We start from the raw sequence: 16,690 nt of genomic DNA, 5'->3' as shown, positions 1-16,690 counted from the left end.
ACCATACGGACAGCACGCTCGCGAACTTCGGAAGAATATTTGTTTGATTTGTTCATGGTGGCTCCATTTTACTAAGTTAAAGGAGCCTCCACGATTCCCGGGGCGATTCAGGCTGGTACTCCGCAAATCTTCGCTGAAGTTCGATGAAGGAGGCAGACATCCTTGATAAGTTACTAGGCTAGTTTGGTGTTTAATGGCTTATGTAATTTGCAGTATCGCTTTAAACCATAGTCGTGGTAAAGAGTCAGCTTTGCTAAGCAAGGCTGACGTGTTGTTGACTTGTCTAAATGACTGCTATGACCGAACTCCTGACCAAGCCACCTTCTCGGCCATAACGGTCAGTTGGTGTGCTGCTTATCAGCGGCCACTTCCAGTGGCTGTCATTGACCTGCTTGAAATGGTTGTCTATATAAACTCGGTTGCGGTTGGTCAACTTTAGCAAGTTAATAACTACGGAAGCTGGGTACCAGACAATGCCAAGATCTAACGGTTTATGTTTGTATCGCCCACGAAGCAGTCCAAGAAACCTTGCACAGACACGCTGAGAATAGGCGGTCAGAAAGGTCTCATTGGTTCGTCGAGAGAGCGGATGCGAAAACAGTCATCGCAGAGCCTAAGCGTCCCTGGCCCAGCTGCTGGCATACTCACCAAGGCGTAATCACGGGCCGGATCATCCGCACAGACACTGCACACATCTGAACCTCCCGCCCTCTGAATGGCTGCTTCCGCCATTGCAGCCTGCTTTGGATTCCATTCGCGTAGCGAAGCAAACCACTCATGGGTGTGTGGACGGAGGAGTTTTGGAGGTGCCGGCTCGCGTAGCCCCTTACTCTCAAGCCAAGCAGTTGCTGCATTGATGCGCCGAGCATGAAGCAGGGTCAGGATGTCGTACAGATTCACCATCAGGGCAAAGTATTGGCGAGGGTGCAACGTATTCAAGGTCACGTAACCCGCGTGGTTCAGGATAAATCGGTTTTGGCCCAACTCCTCGTCTGCCAGCACCACTTCGCAGTACCTCTGCTTGCGTGCATCCGAGCCGTTATACCCCTCCATCATGGCAACGTGGTACTGCCAAGAATTCCTTTCGAGCTCATCTCTCCACAGTTCTAAATACCTTGAAGATCTCAGTGCTTGCACAAGTTGAGCATCTCCCTTTGGATGCTCTACCAGGTAAGCATCGATATCGTTCAGCGACTCGATCTCAGGGGACAGTTTGCGGGCCTCCTGGAGCAAGGCGTTGGTTGAATCGCGCATAGCCTGGACACTGTCAATATCCTCACGCCGGTCAGCCTCTTCTTCTGGACTGAGATTCCTAAGCACATTTGGAACTTCAACAAGCGCGGCGCTATTCAAGAGCTCTCCTGGGTGGCAGAAGTCGGCATCCGATACTAGGTTCACGCCGGCATCGCGGTAGGCTTGCGCGACTAAACGCGAGCAGAACTGCCTTCGGCCTGCCACGAAACCAGCCAACACGCTCTTTGCAGCGCCGGCCACCGTATATCGAGTGCCAACCGCAGCTCTGGCGAAGAAGATGACAGAGCGTAATTGGTCAGTCGACAGTGGCTTCACCGGTCGAAGCACATGACCTGCACATCCTGGTTCAAGAATGATTCGCCCAAGGTTACGTGCGTGAACACCGTCGCTAGTGGAATCGATTACGCTCGACGTATCCACACAAATCATGGCGTGGGAGATGTCCGTGCCGGTAAACTTACGTATCGTTTGGCTCATCGGGTCGGGCGTGGTCGTCAAGACAACATCGCCGGTCTGGATGAGGTCGGCGACGAATACCCTAGGCCGCAATTCAGATTCACTCATTTCACAACTCCGATTGACCAACGATTCGGCACCGGTGGCTGAACGATGGCCTCAACCCAGAAGGCTTTCATGCCTGCTCGATTGAACCCGTTTTGCATCTCCTTGTTAGCTGCAAAAAACAGTTCCATGCGCTCTTCCTTGCCCCCGATAAGCTTCAGCGACCGCCTAGCCTACATTGAAAAAGGCTCACCTTCGACCAGGTCGCACGGAATGAACTGCACGAGTGTCACAACGGCATGTCCAGCCAACCGCGCGTAGCTCAGCCTAGACTCGCCGGTGGGGTGGTCCAGGTGGGCCACCATGTCTCGATAACGGTCGCATCTCTGCACCGTTATCGCATTTAACGCTTATCCCCGCGCCCGATCCTGATTCAACTGCACCGCATTGAGGTTCTGGTTTGCCTGCCCCAACGCCATCAAGCTACTGATGCTCATGTCCTTGAAGGCCGGGCTGCCCAGTGAGGCATCCTCACCGTCATCCACATGGGCTGTTGCCAGTGTCTGTGCGGCGTTCCAATGCTGGATCGTGCTGTCCGCCGCCCAGGCCTGATCAAAGGCCGCGACCACGGCACTGAAATCGTACTGATCGAGCATAGTCTTGATCTCTTGATGGTCTGACTTATGTTCAGACTTGCGGCCTGACTTGCAATCGAATTCGGCAACCGCCTGAGAAATGATATCCAGCGTGAGCACACTCTTGTAGTTGGCGGTGTTGTCGTACCAGTTACGCAGGGTGATCTGGTCGGTTGCACCCGCTTCCAGGATGAGGTCGTTGGCGTTTCGAGTCAGAGCGATGTCATTCATCTGGATGCCGTCAGTCAGGATCAGGGTGTTATCCGTCCCTTCTCCGCCGTAGACCGTGTCATGCCCATCCCCGCGACCGAAGAGGATGCTGTCCGCGCCGTTGCCGGTGTGGATGATGTCATTCACGCTACTGCTGACGATGATCTCGTCCTGCGTGGTGTCTGGGACGGCGTGGTGGTCATGCTCGTCATCATCATGCTCATTGTCATGATGCTCGTCATCGCGATGTTCATCCTGATCGTGCTTGCCGGTGTTGAGGGTGAAGACCTGCGAGACGCTGGCGCCCGCTTGGTCGGTGGCGGTGAGCAGGATGTCGTAGCTGTCCGAACCTTTTGCCTTGCCGCTGAAGGTGCCGGTGGCGGCATCGAAGCTGAGCCATTCCGGTAGTTCCTCGCCGTTGGCAAGGGTGGCGCTGTAGCTGAGGCTGTCGCCATGCACGATGTCCCAATCGTCGAAGGTGCTGGCCGGGATGGCGATGCTGAAGCGTTTGCCGTTGTCTACACGCTGGTCTGCCATATGCGCCGTGACGATGGGGGAGTCGTTGACGTTTTGCACGTCCAGACTGAAGGTGCTGGTGGCAGTGGATCCGTGGAGGTCGGTAGCTGTTACCGAAACATCCATAACCCCAACGTCCCAGTTGGAGGGGATACCGCTGAAGGTCTGTGTGACGGCATCGAACTTGAGCCAGTCTGGCAGGGCAGATCCATTAGACATGGCGGCCTGATAGCTCAGCACATCACCTTGGTCGATGTCAGTGAAGGTACCGTCAGGCACACGATAGCTGAAGGTTTGATCTTCCAAGGTGCTGGCATCGGTCAACGGTACGGCTACGACTGGCGCATCGTTGGTGCCGGTAATGCTCACAGTCAAGGTCGATGGTGTGGAGGTGATACCATCGGTCGCTGCGTAGTCGAAGGTGTCGGTGACGACTTGGCCTTCTGCCAAGCTCTGGACGCCGTAGGAAGCATTGTCCAAAGCGTAGCTGTAACTGCCGTCGACGTTGAGAGTGAGGGTGCCGAACTGGCCGACGAAGATGCCTGCACTCTCCACGCTTAGCACGGTACCTTGGTCAATGTCGCTGTCGTTGGACAGGACGTTGCCATTGGCAGTGAGTGTGACATCTTCCTGAACTGCATTCACATCAGCAACAACCACTGGCGCATCGTTGGTGCCCGTGATGCTGACCGTGAGCGTGGATGGTGTCGAAGCGATGCCATCCGTAGCTGCGTAGTCGAAAGTGTCGGTGACGACTTGGCCTTGGGCCAGTGACTGAACACCGTAGGAGGCGTTGTCCAAGGCGTAGCTGTAGCTGCCGTCTGCATTGATGGTGAGCGTGCCGAACTGACCGACGAACACGCCTGAGTTTGCCACTTGTAGCACGGTGCCTTGGTCGATGTCGCTATCGTTGCTCAGGACGTTGCCGGTGGCAGTGAGCGTGACGTCTTCCTGAACTGCATTCACATCAGCAACAACCACTGGTGCATCGTTGGTGCCGGTAATGCTCACAGTAAGGGTGGACGGCGTTGAGGCAATGCCGTCCGTCGCGGCATAGTCGAAGCTATCGGTGACGACTTGGCCATGGGCCAAGGACTGAACACCGAGAGAAGCATTGTCCAGTGCGTAGCTGTAGCTGCCGTCGGCGTTCAGCGTCAAGGTGCCGAATTGACCAACGAAGACGCCTGCGTTCACAACTTGCAACACCGTACCTTGATCGATGTCGCTGTCATTACTCAGGACGTTGCCTGTGGCGGTGAGCACCACATCTTCTTGGACGGCATTTACATCAGCGGCGACCACTGGGGCATCGTTGGTGCCGGTGATGCTGACAGTGAGTGTGGATGGTGTTGAGGTGATGCCATCTGTCGCGGCGTAGTCAAAGGTGTCGATGACGACTTGGCCTTGGGCCAAGCTTTGAACACCGTAAGAGGCATTGTCCAGTACGTAGCTGTAGCTGCCGTCTGCATTGATGGTCAACGTTCCGAACTGGCCGACGAAGGTTCCAGCATTGGCTACTTGCAACACCGCGCCTTGGTCGATGTCGCTATCGTTGCTCAGGACGTTGCCTGTAGCCGAGATCACTACATCTTCTTGGACTGCGTTCACATCAGCTACCACTACAGGTGCATCGTTGGCACCAGTGATGGATACCGTTAGGGTCGAAGGTGTTGAGGTAATGCCGTCTGTTGCAGCGTAGTCGAAGGTGTCGGTGACGACTTGGCCTTGGGCTAGAGACTGGACACCGAAGGAGGCATTGTCCAAGGCATAGCTGTAGCTGCCATCCGCAACCAGCGTCAAGGTGCCGAACTGCCCAACAAAGACCCCAGCGTTTGCAACCTGAAGCACCGTTCCTTGGTCGATGTCGCTGTCGTTGGACAGGACATTGCCAGTGGCAGTGAGGGTGACGTCTTCTTGCAATGCTGTTGCATCGTCAGCCACAGTAATCGGTGCGTCATTCACGCCCGTGATGGTGACGTTCACCAAGGTGCTATCCGTCTCACCCTTGCGATCACTGATGGTGTAGCCAAAGGTGTCTGAGACGGTTTGGCCTTGGGCAAGTGATTGGTAGCGCTGCCCAATGTCCAGCACAAGGTCGCCATTTGCATCCTGCGTGACTGTGTTGCCAAGCGCACTGGTGGCATCAAAGCCAGCAAAGCTGATGACATCGCCCGTGTTCGGATCGGTGTCGTTGGCAAGCAGGCTTGCAACTGAAATAGCCGTCTGAGCTGTGTCTTCGTCAACGGTGATGTCGTCAGGATTGGCGACAGGCGGGCGATTCAACAAGCCTTCAATGCCAACTGCATCAAGGAATGAGCCATCTGCGAATTCGATACGCTGCACACCTTGCCCTTGGGCGAACCAGTTGGTCAGTGTGATGGAATCAGTCGTACCCAGCACGCTGATAAACATGTCGTTCCCAACACGAGTACCTTCGAGATTGGCTTCGATCAGGTTGCTGCCAACGAAGAGCGTATCAAGACCCGATGCATCGATAATGGTATCAGCGCCATCACCCAGGTTGAATTCATAGCGATCATTCCCTGCACCACCCATCAGCGTATCTTTGCCTTGTCCGCCAATTAGGGTATCAGCTCCTGCCCCACCATCCAGCACGTTGGCACCACTATTCCCGGTGAGGATGTTATCCAGCGCATTTCCGTTTGCATTGATAGATGCTGTACCCGTCAAGGTGAGATTCTCGACGTTGTCAGAGAGGGTGTAGCTCACGCTAGATTGAACAGAGTCGATGCCGGCATTCAAACCTTCCGTTACAACATCACCCGTGTTGTCGACAATATATGTGTCATCACCTGTGCCACCGCTCATAGAGTCTGCGCCAATTCCACCATCGAGCGTATCGTTACCCGCATCACCACTCAGCGAGTTGTTGCCAGAATTTCCGGTAATCACATTATCCAGCGCATTGCCTGTACCGCTAATATCAGCAGTGCCAGCGAGTGCCAGATTTTCGATGTTTGCACCCAACGTGTAATTTGCACTCGCATGAACTGTATCGAAACCCTCGCCCACAGCTTCAACAATCACGTCACCCGTGTTATCCACCACATACGTGTCATCGCCTGCGCCGCCCGACATCGTGTCTGCACCGGCTCCACCATCGATCAAGTTGTTGCCGCTATTGCCGACGATTACGTTGTTCAATGAATTCCCCGTAGCGCTGAGCGAATCTGCGCCTGTGAGAACGAGATTCTCCAGATTGTTGCCGAGGGTGTAACTGATGTTGGATTGAACCGTGTCAGTACCAGCGTTCAATGCTTCAGTTACCACATCGCCTGCATTGTCCACGACATAGGTATCGTTGCCCGCACCGCCAGCCATCGTGTCTGCACCAGCACCACCATCCAGCACGTTGTTACCGCTGTTACCTGTGAGGATGTTATCCAATGCATTACCAGAGGCATTAATTGCAGATGCGCCAGTAAGCGCGAGATTCTCAACATTATCTGCAAGCGTATATGTTGCAGATGAGTACACGCTGTCGATACCCTCGCCAGTATTCTCCACGACTACATCCTCTGTGTTATCCACGTAGTAGGTGTCATTGCCTCCCAAGCCGGCCAGCACATTAATGCCGCTGTTGCCTGAGATGACGTTGTCCAACGCATTACCGGCGCCATCGATGGCAGTTGTGCCTGTCAGCGTGAGGTTCTCGACGTTGTCAGAGAGCGTGTAAGTGACACTGGACTGTACGCTATCCGTACCGGAATTGACTTCTTCCACTATGACATCACCGACGTTGTCCACGACATAGGTGTCGTTACCCGCACCACCGGACATCGTGTCTGCACCTGCGCCTCCGTTCAGCACGTTGGCTGCTGCATTGCCGATGATCGTATTGTCGAGCGAATTGCCTGTGCCGTTGATCGCGGCGGTACCCGTCAGAGTTAGGTTTTCGACGTTTGCCGTCAGTGTGTAACTGATGCCGGATTGAACCTGATCAATACCCGCATTCAACGCTTCCGTCACCACGTCGCCGGCGTTGTCCACCACGTAGGTATCGTCACCCGCTCCGCCCGCCATGCTATCCGCACCTGCCCCACCGTCCAACACGTTCGCGGCCGCATTTCCCGTGATCGTATTATTCAAAGTATTGCCCGTGCCGTTGATAGCATCCACCCCAGTGAGGGTGAGGTTCTCGACATTCGCACCCAAGGTGTAAGAGATGGACGACTGAACCGTATCCGTGCCGGAGTTTGCTGCTTCAGTCACCATGTCGCCGATATTGTCCACTACGTAGGTGTCGTTTCCTGCACCGCCTGCCAGGCTGTCAGCACCGGTGCCACCATCGAGTGTATCGTTGCCAGAGTTGCCAGTTAAACTGTCGTTGCCCTCCAAACCGAAAAGCACGTTGTTGCCGGTATTGCCCACAATCACGTTGTCCAGCCCGTTGCCAGTTCCATTGATTGATGCCGTACCGGTCAGAGTGAGATTTTCGACGTTGTCCGTCAGCGTGTATGTGACGCTGGATTGAACGTTGTCGACACCTTCAGCAAGATTTTCGATAACAAGGTCGCCGGCATTGTCTACGACAAATGTATCGTTACCGGTGCCACCCAGCATGGTGTCCGCACCCGCACCACCATTTAGCGTGTCATTACCTTCCAGACCCGTCAGCACGTTTGCGCCGCTGTTGCCAAGAATGACGTTATTGAGCATGTTGCCCGTGCCGTCGATGTTGGCCGCACCGGTCAGAGTGAGGTTCTCGACGTTGTCCGTCAGCGTGTAAGTAATGGACGATTGAACAAGGTCGATACCTTCGTTCAGGTTTTCCGTAACCAGATCACCGACGTTATCCACCACATAGGTATCGTCGTTCAATCCCCCGGACATCGCGTCCGCGCCCACGCCGCCATCTAGAATATCGTTACCCGCACCACCCAACAGCGTGTCATTACCCGCCCCCGCATAGAGCGAATCGGCACCTGCACCGCCATCCAAGATATTGTTCGCAGCGTTGCCCGTGATGATGTTGTTGAGTGTATTACCCGTACCGTCGATGACATCAGCGCCGGTCAGGGTCAAGTTTTCGACATTGGCGGTGAGCGTGTAGGTGATGGACGATTGCACCAGATCTGTTCCCGCATTCACTGCCTCGGTCACCAAGTCACCAACATTGTCCACCACGTAGGTGTCGTTGCCCGCGCCACCCGTCATCGCATCCGCTCCCGTGCCACCGTTCAGTGTGTCGTTACCGGAATTGCCAGTCAGGCTGTCGTTGCCATCCAGGCCAGACAGCACATTGTTGCCGTTGTTGCCCACGATCACGTTGTCCAGCGCATTGCCTGTGCCATTGATCGAAGCCGTACCAGTCAGGGTCAGGTTCTCAACATTGTCGGTCAACGTGTAAGTGATGCTGGATTGAACGTTGTCGATTCCTTCATCGAGGTTTTCGATAACAAGGTCGCCTGCGTTGTCCACGACAAAGGTATCGTTTCCAGTGCCACCCAACATGGTATCCGCTCCCGCCCCACCATTCAGCGTGTCATTGCCTTCTAGGCCAGTCAGGATGTTGTTGCCTGTGTTGCCAAGGATGATGTTGTCCAGCACGTTGCCCGTACCGTCGATGTTGGCCGCACCGGTCAAGGTGAGGTTCTCGACGTTGTCCGTCAACGTATAGGTAATGCTGGATTGAACCAGGTCGACACCTTCGTTCAGATTTTCTGTAATGAGGTCGCCAACGTTATCCACTACATAGGTGTCATTGTTCAGACCACCCAGCATTGTGTCCGCACCCAAACCACCATTGAGCGTGTCGTTGCCCGCATCGCCTTGCAGCAGATCGTTACCCGCTTCGCCATAGAGCACATCGTTACCGTCACCGCCGATCAGGGTGTCTTCACCCGTTCCTGCATAGATCGTGTCCGCACCTGCACCACCATCCAGCACGTTCGCGGCTGTGTTTCCGGTAATGATGTTGTTGAGTGTGTTGCCTGTTCCGTCGATGACATCTGCACCCGTCAAGGTCAGATTCTCTACGTTGGAAGTCAACGTATAGGTAATGGACGATTGAACCAGATCGGTTCCTGCGTTCAGCCCTTCGATAACAAGGTCGCCAGCATTGTCCACCACGTAGGTGTCATTGCCTGCTCCACCCGCCATGCTGTCCGCCCCCGTGCCACCGTTCAGCGTGTCGTTGCCAGAGTTGCCAGTCAGACTATCGCTGCCATCCAAACCAGACAGGACGTTATTGCCGTTGTTGCCCACGATCACGTTATCCAGCGCATTGCCGGTGCCATTGATCGAGGCCGTACCAGTCAGGGTCAGGTTCTCTACGTTCGCACCCAGCGTGTAGGTGATGGAAGACTGCACAGTATCGATACCTTCATCAACATTCTCCGTCACCACATCGCTCACATTATCGACAACATAGGTATCGTCACCCGTATTGCCTGCCATGTTGTCCGCACCTGTGCCACCATCCAGCACATCATTGCCGGTATCGCCAATCAACGTATCGTTGCCAGCCAAACCATACAAACCATTGTTGGCCATGTTACCGATCAGGATATTGTTCAGTTCGTTACCGGTCGCGTTGATGTTTCCCGTTCCGGTCAGCGTCAGGTTTTCAACATTGGAAGCAAGTGTATAGGTCACAGAAGAAAGCACCGTGTCAATGCCCGCATTGAGCGCCTCAACTGTCCTATCGCTTGCGTTGTCCACGATGTAGGTATCGTTACCTGCTCCGCCCGTCATCGTGTCAGCACCTGCGCCACCATCCAATACGTTCGCGCCGCTGTTTCCGGTAATCGCATTGTTCAGTGCATTGCCCGTGCCGTCGATGTTGGCTGTGCCAGTGAGGGTGATGTTTTCGATGTTGTCGGAAAGCGTGTAGGTCGCCGAGGCAAACACACTGTCTGTGCCTTCGTTAATATTTTCTGCGATGACATCGGCTGTATTGTCCACATAGTAGGTATCGTTACCGATACCACCCGCCATCGCATCCACACCCGCGCCACCATCCAGCGTGTCGTTACCCGCCATGCCACTCAAGACGTTGTCGCCAGCATTGCCGGTGATAAGGTTATCGAGCGCGTTGCCTGTGCCTGACACTGCGCCGTCCGCGAGGGTAAGATTTTCCACATTGTCCGAAAGCGTGTAATCCGCCGAAGCGATCACGCTGTCCGTCCCTTCGCCGGCCAGCTCGACTACCGCGTCTGCGGAATCGTCCACGATGTAAGTGTCATTTCCCGCACCGCCTGCCAAGCTGTCCACTCCCGCACCGCCGTCCAGCACATTGTTTCCGGCCGTACCGACGAGGCTGTTATCCAGCGTATTGCCGGTACCGTCCAGATTCGCCTCGCCAGTCAAAACGAGGTTTTCAACATTGGCACCCAAGGTATAGGTAATGGAGGACTGCACGGTATCCGTGCCAGCACCGGTAGATTCATTCACCACATCGCCGACTTCATCCACGATGTAAGTGTCATCACCCGCTCCACCCGACATGCTGTCCGCACCGAGACCACCGTCCAGCAGGTCATTGCCCGCACCACCTATGAGCGTGTCGTTGCCTTCCATGCCATTCACGATATTGCCGCTGTCATTGGCGGTGATGACGTTGTCCAGTGCGTTGCCGGTTCCATCGATCGCGGTCGTGCCGGTAAGGGTGAGATTCTCGATGTTGTCGCCCAACGTATAGGCGATGGAGGACTGCACGGTGTCCATGCCTTCGGCAAGGTTTTCAGTGACGACATCGCCGATGTCATCGACGATGTAGGTGTCGTCGCCCGTGCCGCCGGACAGGGTGTCTGCGCCTGTGCCACCATCCAGCAGATCGTTGCCCGCACCACCCACCAGCGTGTCGTTACCTGCCAGAGCGGAAAGGATGTTGTCGCCTGCATTGCCAGTGAGGGTGTTGTTCTGCGCATTGCCTGCGGCATCGATATTCGCCGCACCGGTAAGCGTAAGATTTTCCACATTGTCCGAGAGCGAGTACGCCACCGAGGCAAACACGCTGTCGTCACCCTCACTTGCGTTCTCGACCACAATGTCTGCGGCATTGTCCACTATGTAGGTATCGTCACCCACTCCAGCGGCCATCGTATCTACACCGGCACCGCCATCCAACGTGTTATCGGCACTATTACCTGTGATGTTATTATCCAGCGCATTGCCAGTGCCGCTGATTGCAGCCGTACCGGTCAAAGTCAGGTTTTCAACGTTATCGCTCAAAACATAACTGACACTGGCTTGAACAGTGTCCGTGCCTTCTGCGGCATTTTCGACAACCACGTCTGCCGCGTTATCCACGATATAAATATCGTCACCTGTCCCGCCCAGCAGGGTGTCAGCACCCTTGCCGCCGTCCAGCGTGTCGTTGCCTTCCAGCCCAATGAGCGTGTTGGCGGCATCGTTACCGACGATGACGTTGTCGAGCACGTTGCCGGTGCCGTCAATGGCAGGATGCGTTTGCCCTGCAATGCCGGTCAGCGTGAGGTTTTCTACGTTATCGGTAAGGGTGTAGGTGATGCTCGACTTGACCTGGTCGATGCCTTCGCCTGCGTTTTCAATGACAAGGTCGCCCGCGTTGTCCACCACGTAGGTGTCGTTGCCGGTGCCACCCAGCATGGCGTCCGCGCCCGCGCCACCGTCCAGCGTATCGTTGCCTTCCAGCGCAGTGAGCGTGTTGTCGGCGATATTGCCGGTGATGACGTTGTCCAGCGTATTGCCGGTGCCATCGATGGCAGCCGTTCCGGTGAGAGTGAGATTGTCGAGGTTGTCCCCCAGCGTCCAGGTCAGATCGCTCTTGACGGTGTCGATGCCCTCACCTACCGCTTCAATGGTGGTATCGAGCAGGTTATCCACCACGTAGGTGTCGTTGCCCGTGCCGCCGATCAAGGTATCCGCACCGATGCCGCCATCCAGCGTATCGTTGCCCATATGTCCGGTCAGCGTATTGTCGTTGCTGTTGCCGGTGATGACGTTGTTCAGCTCATTACCCGTACCCGTCAGAGAAGCTCCTTCAGTCAGAATCAGGTTTTCTACGTTCGCACCCAAGGTGTAGTCGAAGGGGCTGATGACGGTGTCAGTGCCTTGGTTCCAGTATTCGGTGATGGTGTCGCCCAGATTGTCGAGCAGGTAGGTGTCATTTCCGCCATTGCCGTACATGGCATCCGCACCCACACCACCATCGATCATGTTGCTGCCATGATTCCCGACAATAACGTTGTCCAGCGCATTCCCCGTTCCATTGATGCTGCCTGAGCCAATGAGGGTGAGATTCTCCACATTGTCGCCCAAGGTATAGCTGATAGCGGATTGAACGGCATCCGTACCCTCGCCCGCCAGCTCCACGACAACATCCCCTGCGCCGTCCACCACATAGGTATCGTTGCCGGTTCCACCGATCAGCGTATCTGCACCACCCATGCCGTTCAGTGTGTCGTTGCCTTCCAACCCGGTGAGGGTGTTGGCGGCATCGTTGCCGATGAGCGTGTTGTCCAGCACGTTACCCGTGCCGCTGATTGCCGCTGCACCGGTCAGGGTGAGGTTTTCGACGTTATCGGTGAGTGTGTAGGTGATGGAGGAATTTACGAGGTCTATGCCTTCGCTCGCGTTCTCAACAACGAGATCTCCAGTGTTGTCCACAACATAGATATCATTGCCCGTGCCGCCCAACATCGTATCCGCACCCGCGCCACCATTTAGCGTGTCGCTGCCCGCCAGACCCGACAAAATATTGTCGTTCGCGTTGCCGGTGATGACGTTGTTGAGTTCATTACCCGTGCCATCCACTGCATTGGCACCGGTCAAGGTCAGGTTCTCGATATTGCTACCGAGCGCATAACTCAGATCGGTATAGACCGTGTCTGTACCCTCTCCCGCTTCCTCAGTAACGGTGTCGGCCAGCGTATCCACGACGTAGGCATCATTACCCACCCCGCCCGCCATCACATCTGCACCCGCGCCGCCATCCAGTGTGTCGTTGCCCGCATTGCCGATCAGCGTGTCATTGCCATCCATGCCTTGCAGGTGATTGTCTGCCGAGTTGCCGGTGATGATGTTGTCCTGCGTATTGCCAGTACCGGCGATCGCGCCGTTGCCAACGAGGGTGAGGTTTTCGATATTGTCGCCGAGGGTGTAGCTGGCGCTAGCCTCCACTACGTCCACGCCCTCTCCGGCATTCTCGACAACGACATCAGCTGCACTGTCCACCGAATAAGTATCGTTGCCGAGGCCGCCACTCAGGGTGTCCGCACCTGTGCCGCCCAGCAGCCAATCGTTGCCTTCACCGCCGATGAGTGTGTCGTTGCCCGCACCGCCCACCAGAACCTTGTTGATCGGCACACCGCCCGGAGTAGTAGCCAGCGCGGTGAGCACGTCGGCATCAATACTTCCCAGTTGCAAAGTGGTTAGATCGAAGCTGCGCCCATCGGCGAAGGTGACGGTGTCGAGCTTGTTTTTATCGGATGAGAACCAGTGCGCGACGGTGATGCTGTCCCGACCGTTGATGTGGCGGAACACCAGCGCATCGCCTTCCATCGCGATGTTGATGTCGCCCACCGTGATCGGCAATTGATTGGTGAGTGCGGTGCCTGCGCCAAAATGCAGCGTGTCTACGCCGGCATCACCCTGCGTTTCGAGAATGGTGTCCGCGCCGTCACCTGCGTTGAAAACATAGGTGTCGTTGCCCGCACCGCCGTGCAGCAGGTCGTTACCTGTGCCACCGATCAACGTGTCGTTCCCATCGCCGCCCAGCAGCCAGTCGTTACCCGCGCCGCCGGTAATCGTATCGTCAGCTGCTTGGCCGACGAGTAGATCGTTATAGGATGCAAAGCCACTGAGATTGCCAGAGCCTGTCTGAAGGCCGCCGAAATCAGATCGGGTGGTGTAGTAATAACTTCCGAAGTTACCTCCACCGAGCATGGTCTGATGCTGAAACCCGAATTCAGCCAGTGTGTCGGCAACTGCGCGACGAACTTCATTCCGAGCCAGCAAAGCCTGGTATTCCTGATACAGGGCGTCATATTGCTGTTGCGCTTCAGGCGTTACACCGATATTTCCCGCATCGGGCGGCACAGGGTGAGCGAATTCAGATTCAAAATTGCCGAGTTCTGCTGCCCAGTTGGTCAGTAGTTCCAAGCTATCCCACCCTGCCCCTTCCAAGGTGTCGCCCATCAGTCGGCGCATGTCCATCAGGTCGCCCACGGCGGTGTTGATGTTGCCTGTCTGTGTGGCGTTGAGACGCGCTTCGAGTGCCGCAAAATCTAAACTGAAATTCCCCTCCGCATCCAGCGCCAGGCTAATGTCTTCCAAATAAGGCTTCAGGCGCGTCTGAGGTATCAGCGCGTCGTACACCGATTCCTTGAGCGCTGTATAGGCGCGGTCCAGCAAGGCAAGCTGCGTGCTGTTCATGCTGATGGTGATGTGGTTGCCGCTGACACTCATGCCGGTGACGCCGCTTTGGGCGTTGGTGTTGTCCCACGGCATGCTGTAGAAGCTTCGGCCGTTGAAAGTTTCAAGGACGTGCAGTTTGTGTTGCCATTCGGGCCCGAGGTTGCTGGTGAGGGTGTAGCCGTGCGCGGCGGCTTGGGTGGCCATGTCTTCGAAGCCGCTGGTAGCGGCCCAGTCGGTGATGAGTGTGTCGAGTTGGGCGCGTTGTTCGTTGCGGGTGGTGCTGGCGGAGAATTGTGCGAGGGCCGTCGCAAGGGTTACACCTTCTGCAGTCTGGATGCTGGCGGCTTCGCGCAGGTCGCGCACGGCCCCACTGCCCTGCATGTCCGGCAGGGTTTCGGTCTGCGGAGTGAGCGGAATGGTGTCGGCGAAGGTGCGGTGGAAGGTGTCCACGGCGAGATTGACATCGGCCATGCCGGCGGTGACACCTGCGGTGCCGGTAGTGCCGTCTGTTTTAGTATAGGTGCCGGTGTCGGCGATCTGGTTACCGTTGGCGAGTAGCTGGCTGTGCGCAACGTTGGCGACGTTGAAGCTTTCGATGCCGAGTTCGGAGAGGGTCTTAAGTTCGTTTGTCTGTGAAACACCGTCCTGATTCAAATCCTGCCAGATGCGCAGATTGGCAAAGTTCGCATCAGCTGAATTCACCACGCCGTCGCCGTTGGTGTCTTCCTGCGCCAGTGCCGCAAAACCATCGGCAGTCTTGCCGGTTGTTGGTGTTGTGGTTCCAGCTTCATAGGCAGGCGTGGCATCGCCGAACAATTCCGTCCCGTCGTTGATGAGGCCATCGCCGTTACGATCCAGCGTGAGGAAACCATCCGATGGTGCAACCCAGCCGACGCTGCTTTGCACGCCTTCGCCGGTGAGGTCGAAGTAGACGGGGCTCGTTGCGTTGATGGGAAGGGTTTCTAGGCCGTTGCTGTTGAGGTCCAGGGTTAGGGGGTCGCGACGATTGACAAAACGCATGGCTGCGAAGATGAGATCGGCGACGGATTGTTCAATGCCGTTGATGGTGTCACCAAACGCAATGCCTGCATCGATGAAGCCTTTTGCCATGGTGTCCGCAAGATCTGACATGACTTGTTCAATGGCTTCGTGATTTTGTACCAACAGTTGAGCGGAGCTAGCCGCGATTGCTATCGCAGTTAGTGCAGCTTTTTGAGGTGAAGGCGGCATAAGTCCAGCAAGCGTGCCCGCTGCACCGCCAAGTATGCCAAGTGATGCTGCGAGTCCATCCGCCGGCGTCGCCGCATTCTGCAAGCTATTAATGTTCATCGCCAACTGGGTCATACTGGCGGCAGGCGCAATGCCAATTCCAAGCCCTTGGGCAAATCCACCCATACGCCCTGTAGACGCGATTGCAGCTGCAGCCGCAGCGACAGCCGCACCAAATGATGCCTGCGCAGAGGGAGAAACAAGCCCCCCCTGATACGCCCCATAGGCATCCCCTGATGCAGCCGCAATTTCTCCAACAGTAATGATTCCACTCATATCAAGCCCCTATTCTGATGAAATATGCAAGCACGCCAAATGGCAGGTATAACCAAAACGTTGTTCCAACAATCCCAAAAATTATGTCAATCCAAAAAACAAATTCCTCTTTTCTATTTCGCGGATAGAGTTCTCTCTCCACAACTTGTTTGGGGCTTGGGAATCCCCATTCCTTAGTAGGATTCCATCCTCCTGGGTAGTCTTTGACCATAAAGTTCAAGATAAGAAACAGCAGCATGAGAATCCCCAACAAAATGAGGGCTCCACCCGTCAAGGTAGAAAACACTCTGAATATCCAAGCTGTTAACGCAAAGGCCTCGATTACTTCTCTCCATTGATTATTGAGAACCGGGAGCAGAACCAGAAAAAATCCAATTGAAGCAAACAATGCTTGCAATCGATACGTCCATTTCGCAAGCCATTGAGCAGCAGCCATTTGCCTTGCTCTACGACGCGAAGGAATTAAAGAATCACCTGTTGTCAACATGCCCCAACCCTCATCTCAAACGCCACATCATTCGCTACCTCAAGTAGCACCAAGTATTTCATTTGCACAGCCCTCACCGCTCCCTCCCCGCCTCCTGAAACGCCCCCATGACCGGTGAGAGCAAATACTCAAGAATGGTTCTGGTACCAAGGTGTATCTCCGCCGTGACTTGCATGCCGGG

General features: G+C 55.5%; 4 protein-coding genes. All 4 read right to left on the bottom strand.

Annotation, left to right across the window (positions count from 1 at the left end; translation table 11 throughout):
- Positions 1-555: 555 nt before the first annotated feature.
- Complete coding sequence (locus ACYPYQ_RS13220; protein ID WP_459724378.1) at positions 556-1,818, bottom strand: YiiX/YebB-like N1pC/P60 family cysteine hydrolase; 1,263 nt, start codon at positions 1,816-1,818, stop codon at positions 556-558.
- Positions 1,815-1,946 carry a hypothetical protein gene (locus ACYPYQ_RS13215; protein ID WP_459724377.1) on the bottom strand — a complete coding sequence of 44 codons (132 nt, stop codon included), beginning with the start codon at positions 1,944-1,946 and terminating at the stop codon, positions 1,815-1,817. Before ACYPYQ_RS13215 ends, ACYPYQ_RS13220 begins: the two co-directional genes overlap by 4 nt.
- A 219-nt stretch (positions 1,947-2,165) precedes the next feature.
- Positions 2,166-15,608, bottom strand: a complete 13,443-nt coding sequence (locus ACYPYQ_RS13210) for a beta strand repeat-containing protein (RefSeq protein WP_459724376.1) — start codon at positions 15,606-15,608, stop codon at positions 2,166-2,168.
- Positions 15,609-16,023: 415 nt separating this feature from the next.
- The gene (locus ACYPYQ_RS13205; RefSeq protein WP_459724375.1) at positions 16,024-16,509 is read right to left on the bottom strand and encodes a hypothetical protein; all 486 of its coding nucleotides are present in this window, start codon (positions 16,507-16,509) and stop codon (positions 16,024-16,026) included.
- Positions 16,510-16,690: the final 181 nt, after the last annotated feature.

The sequence above is a fragment of the Sideroxyarcus sp. TK5 genome (genome assembly GCF_054601595.1).
Note: the sequence above shows the minus strand (reverse complement) of the source record. Positions and strands in the feature narration are given on the sequence as shown.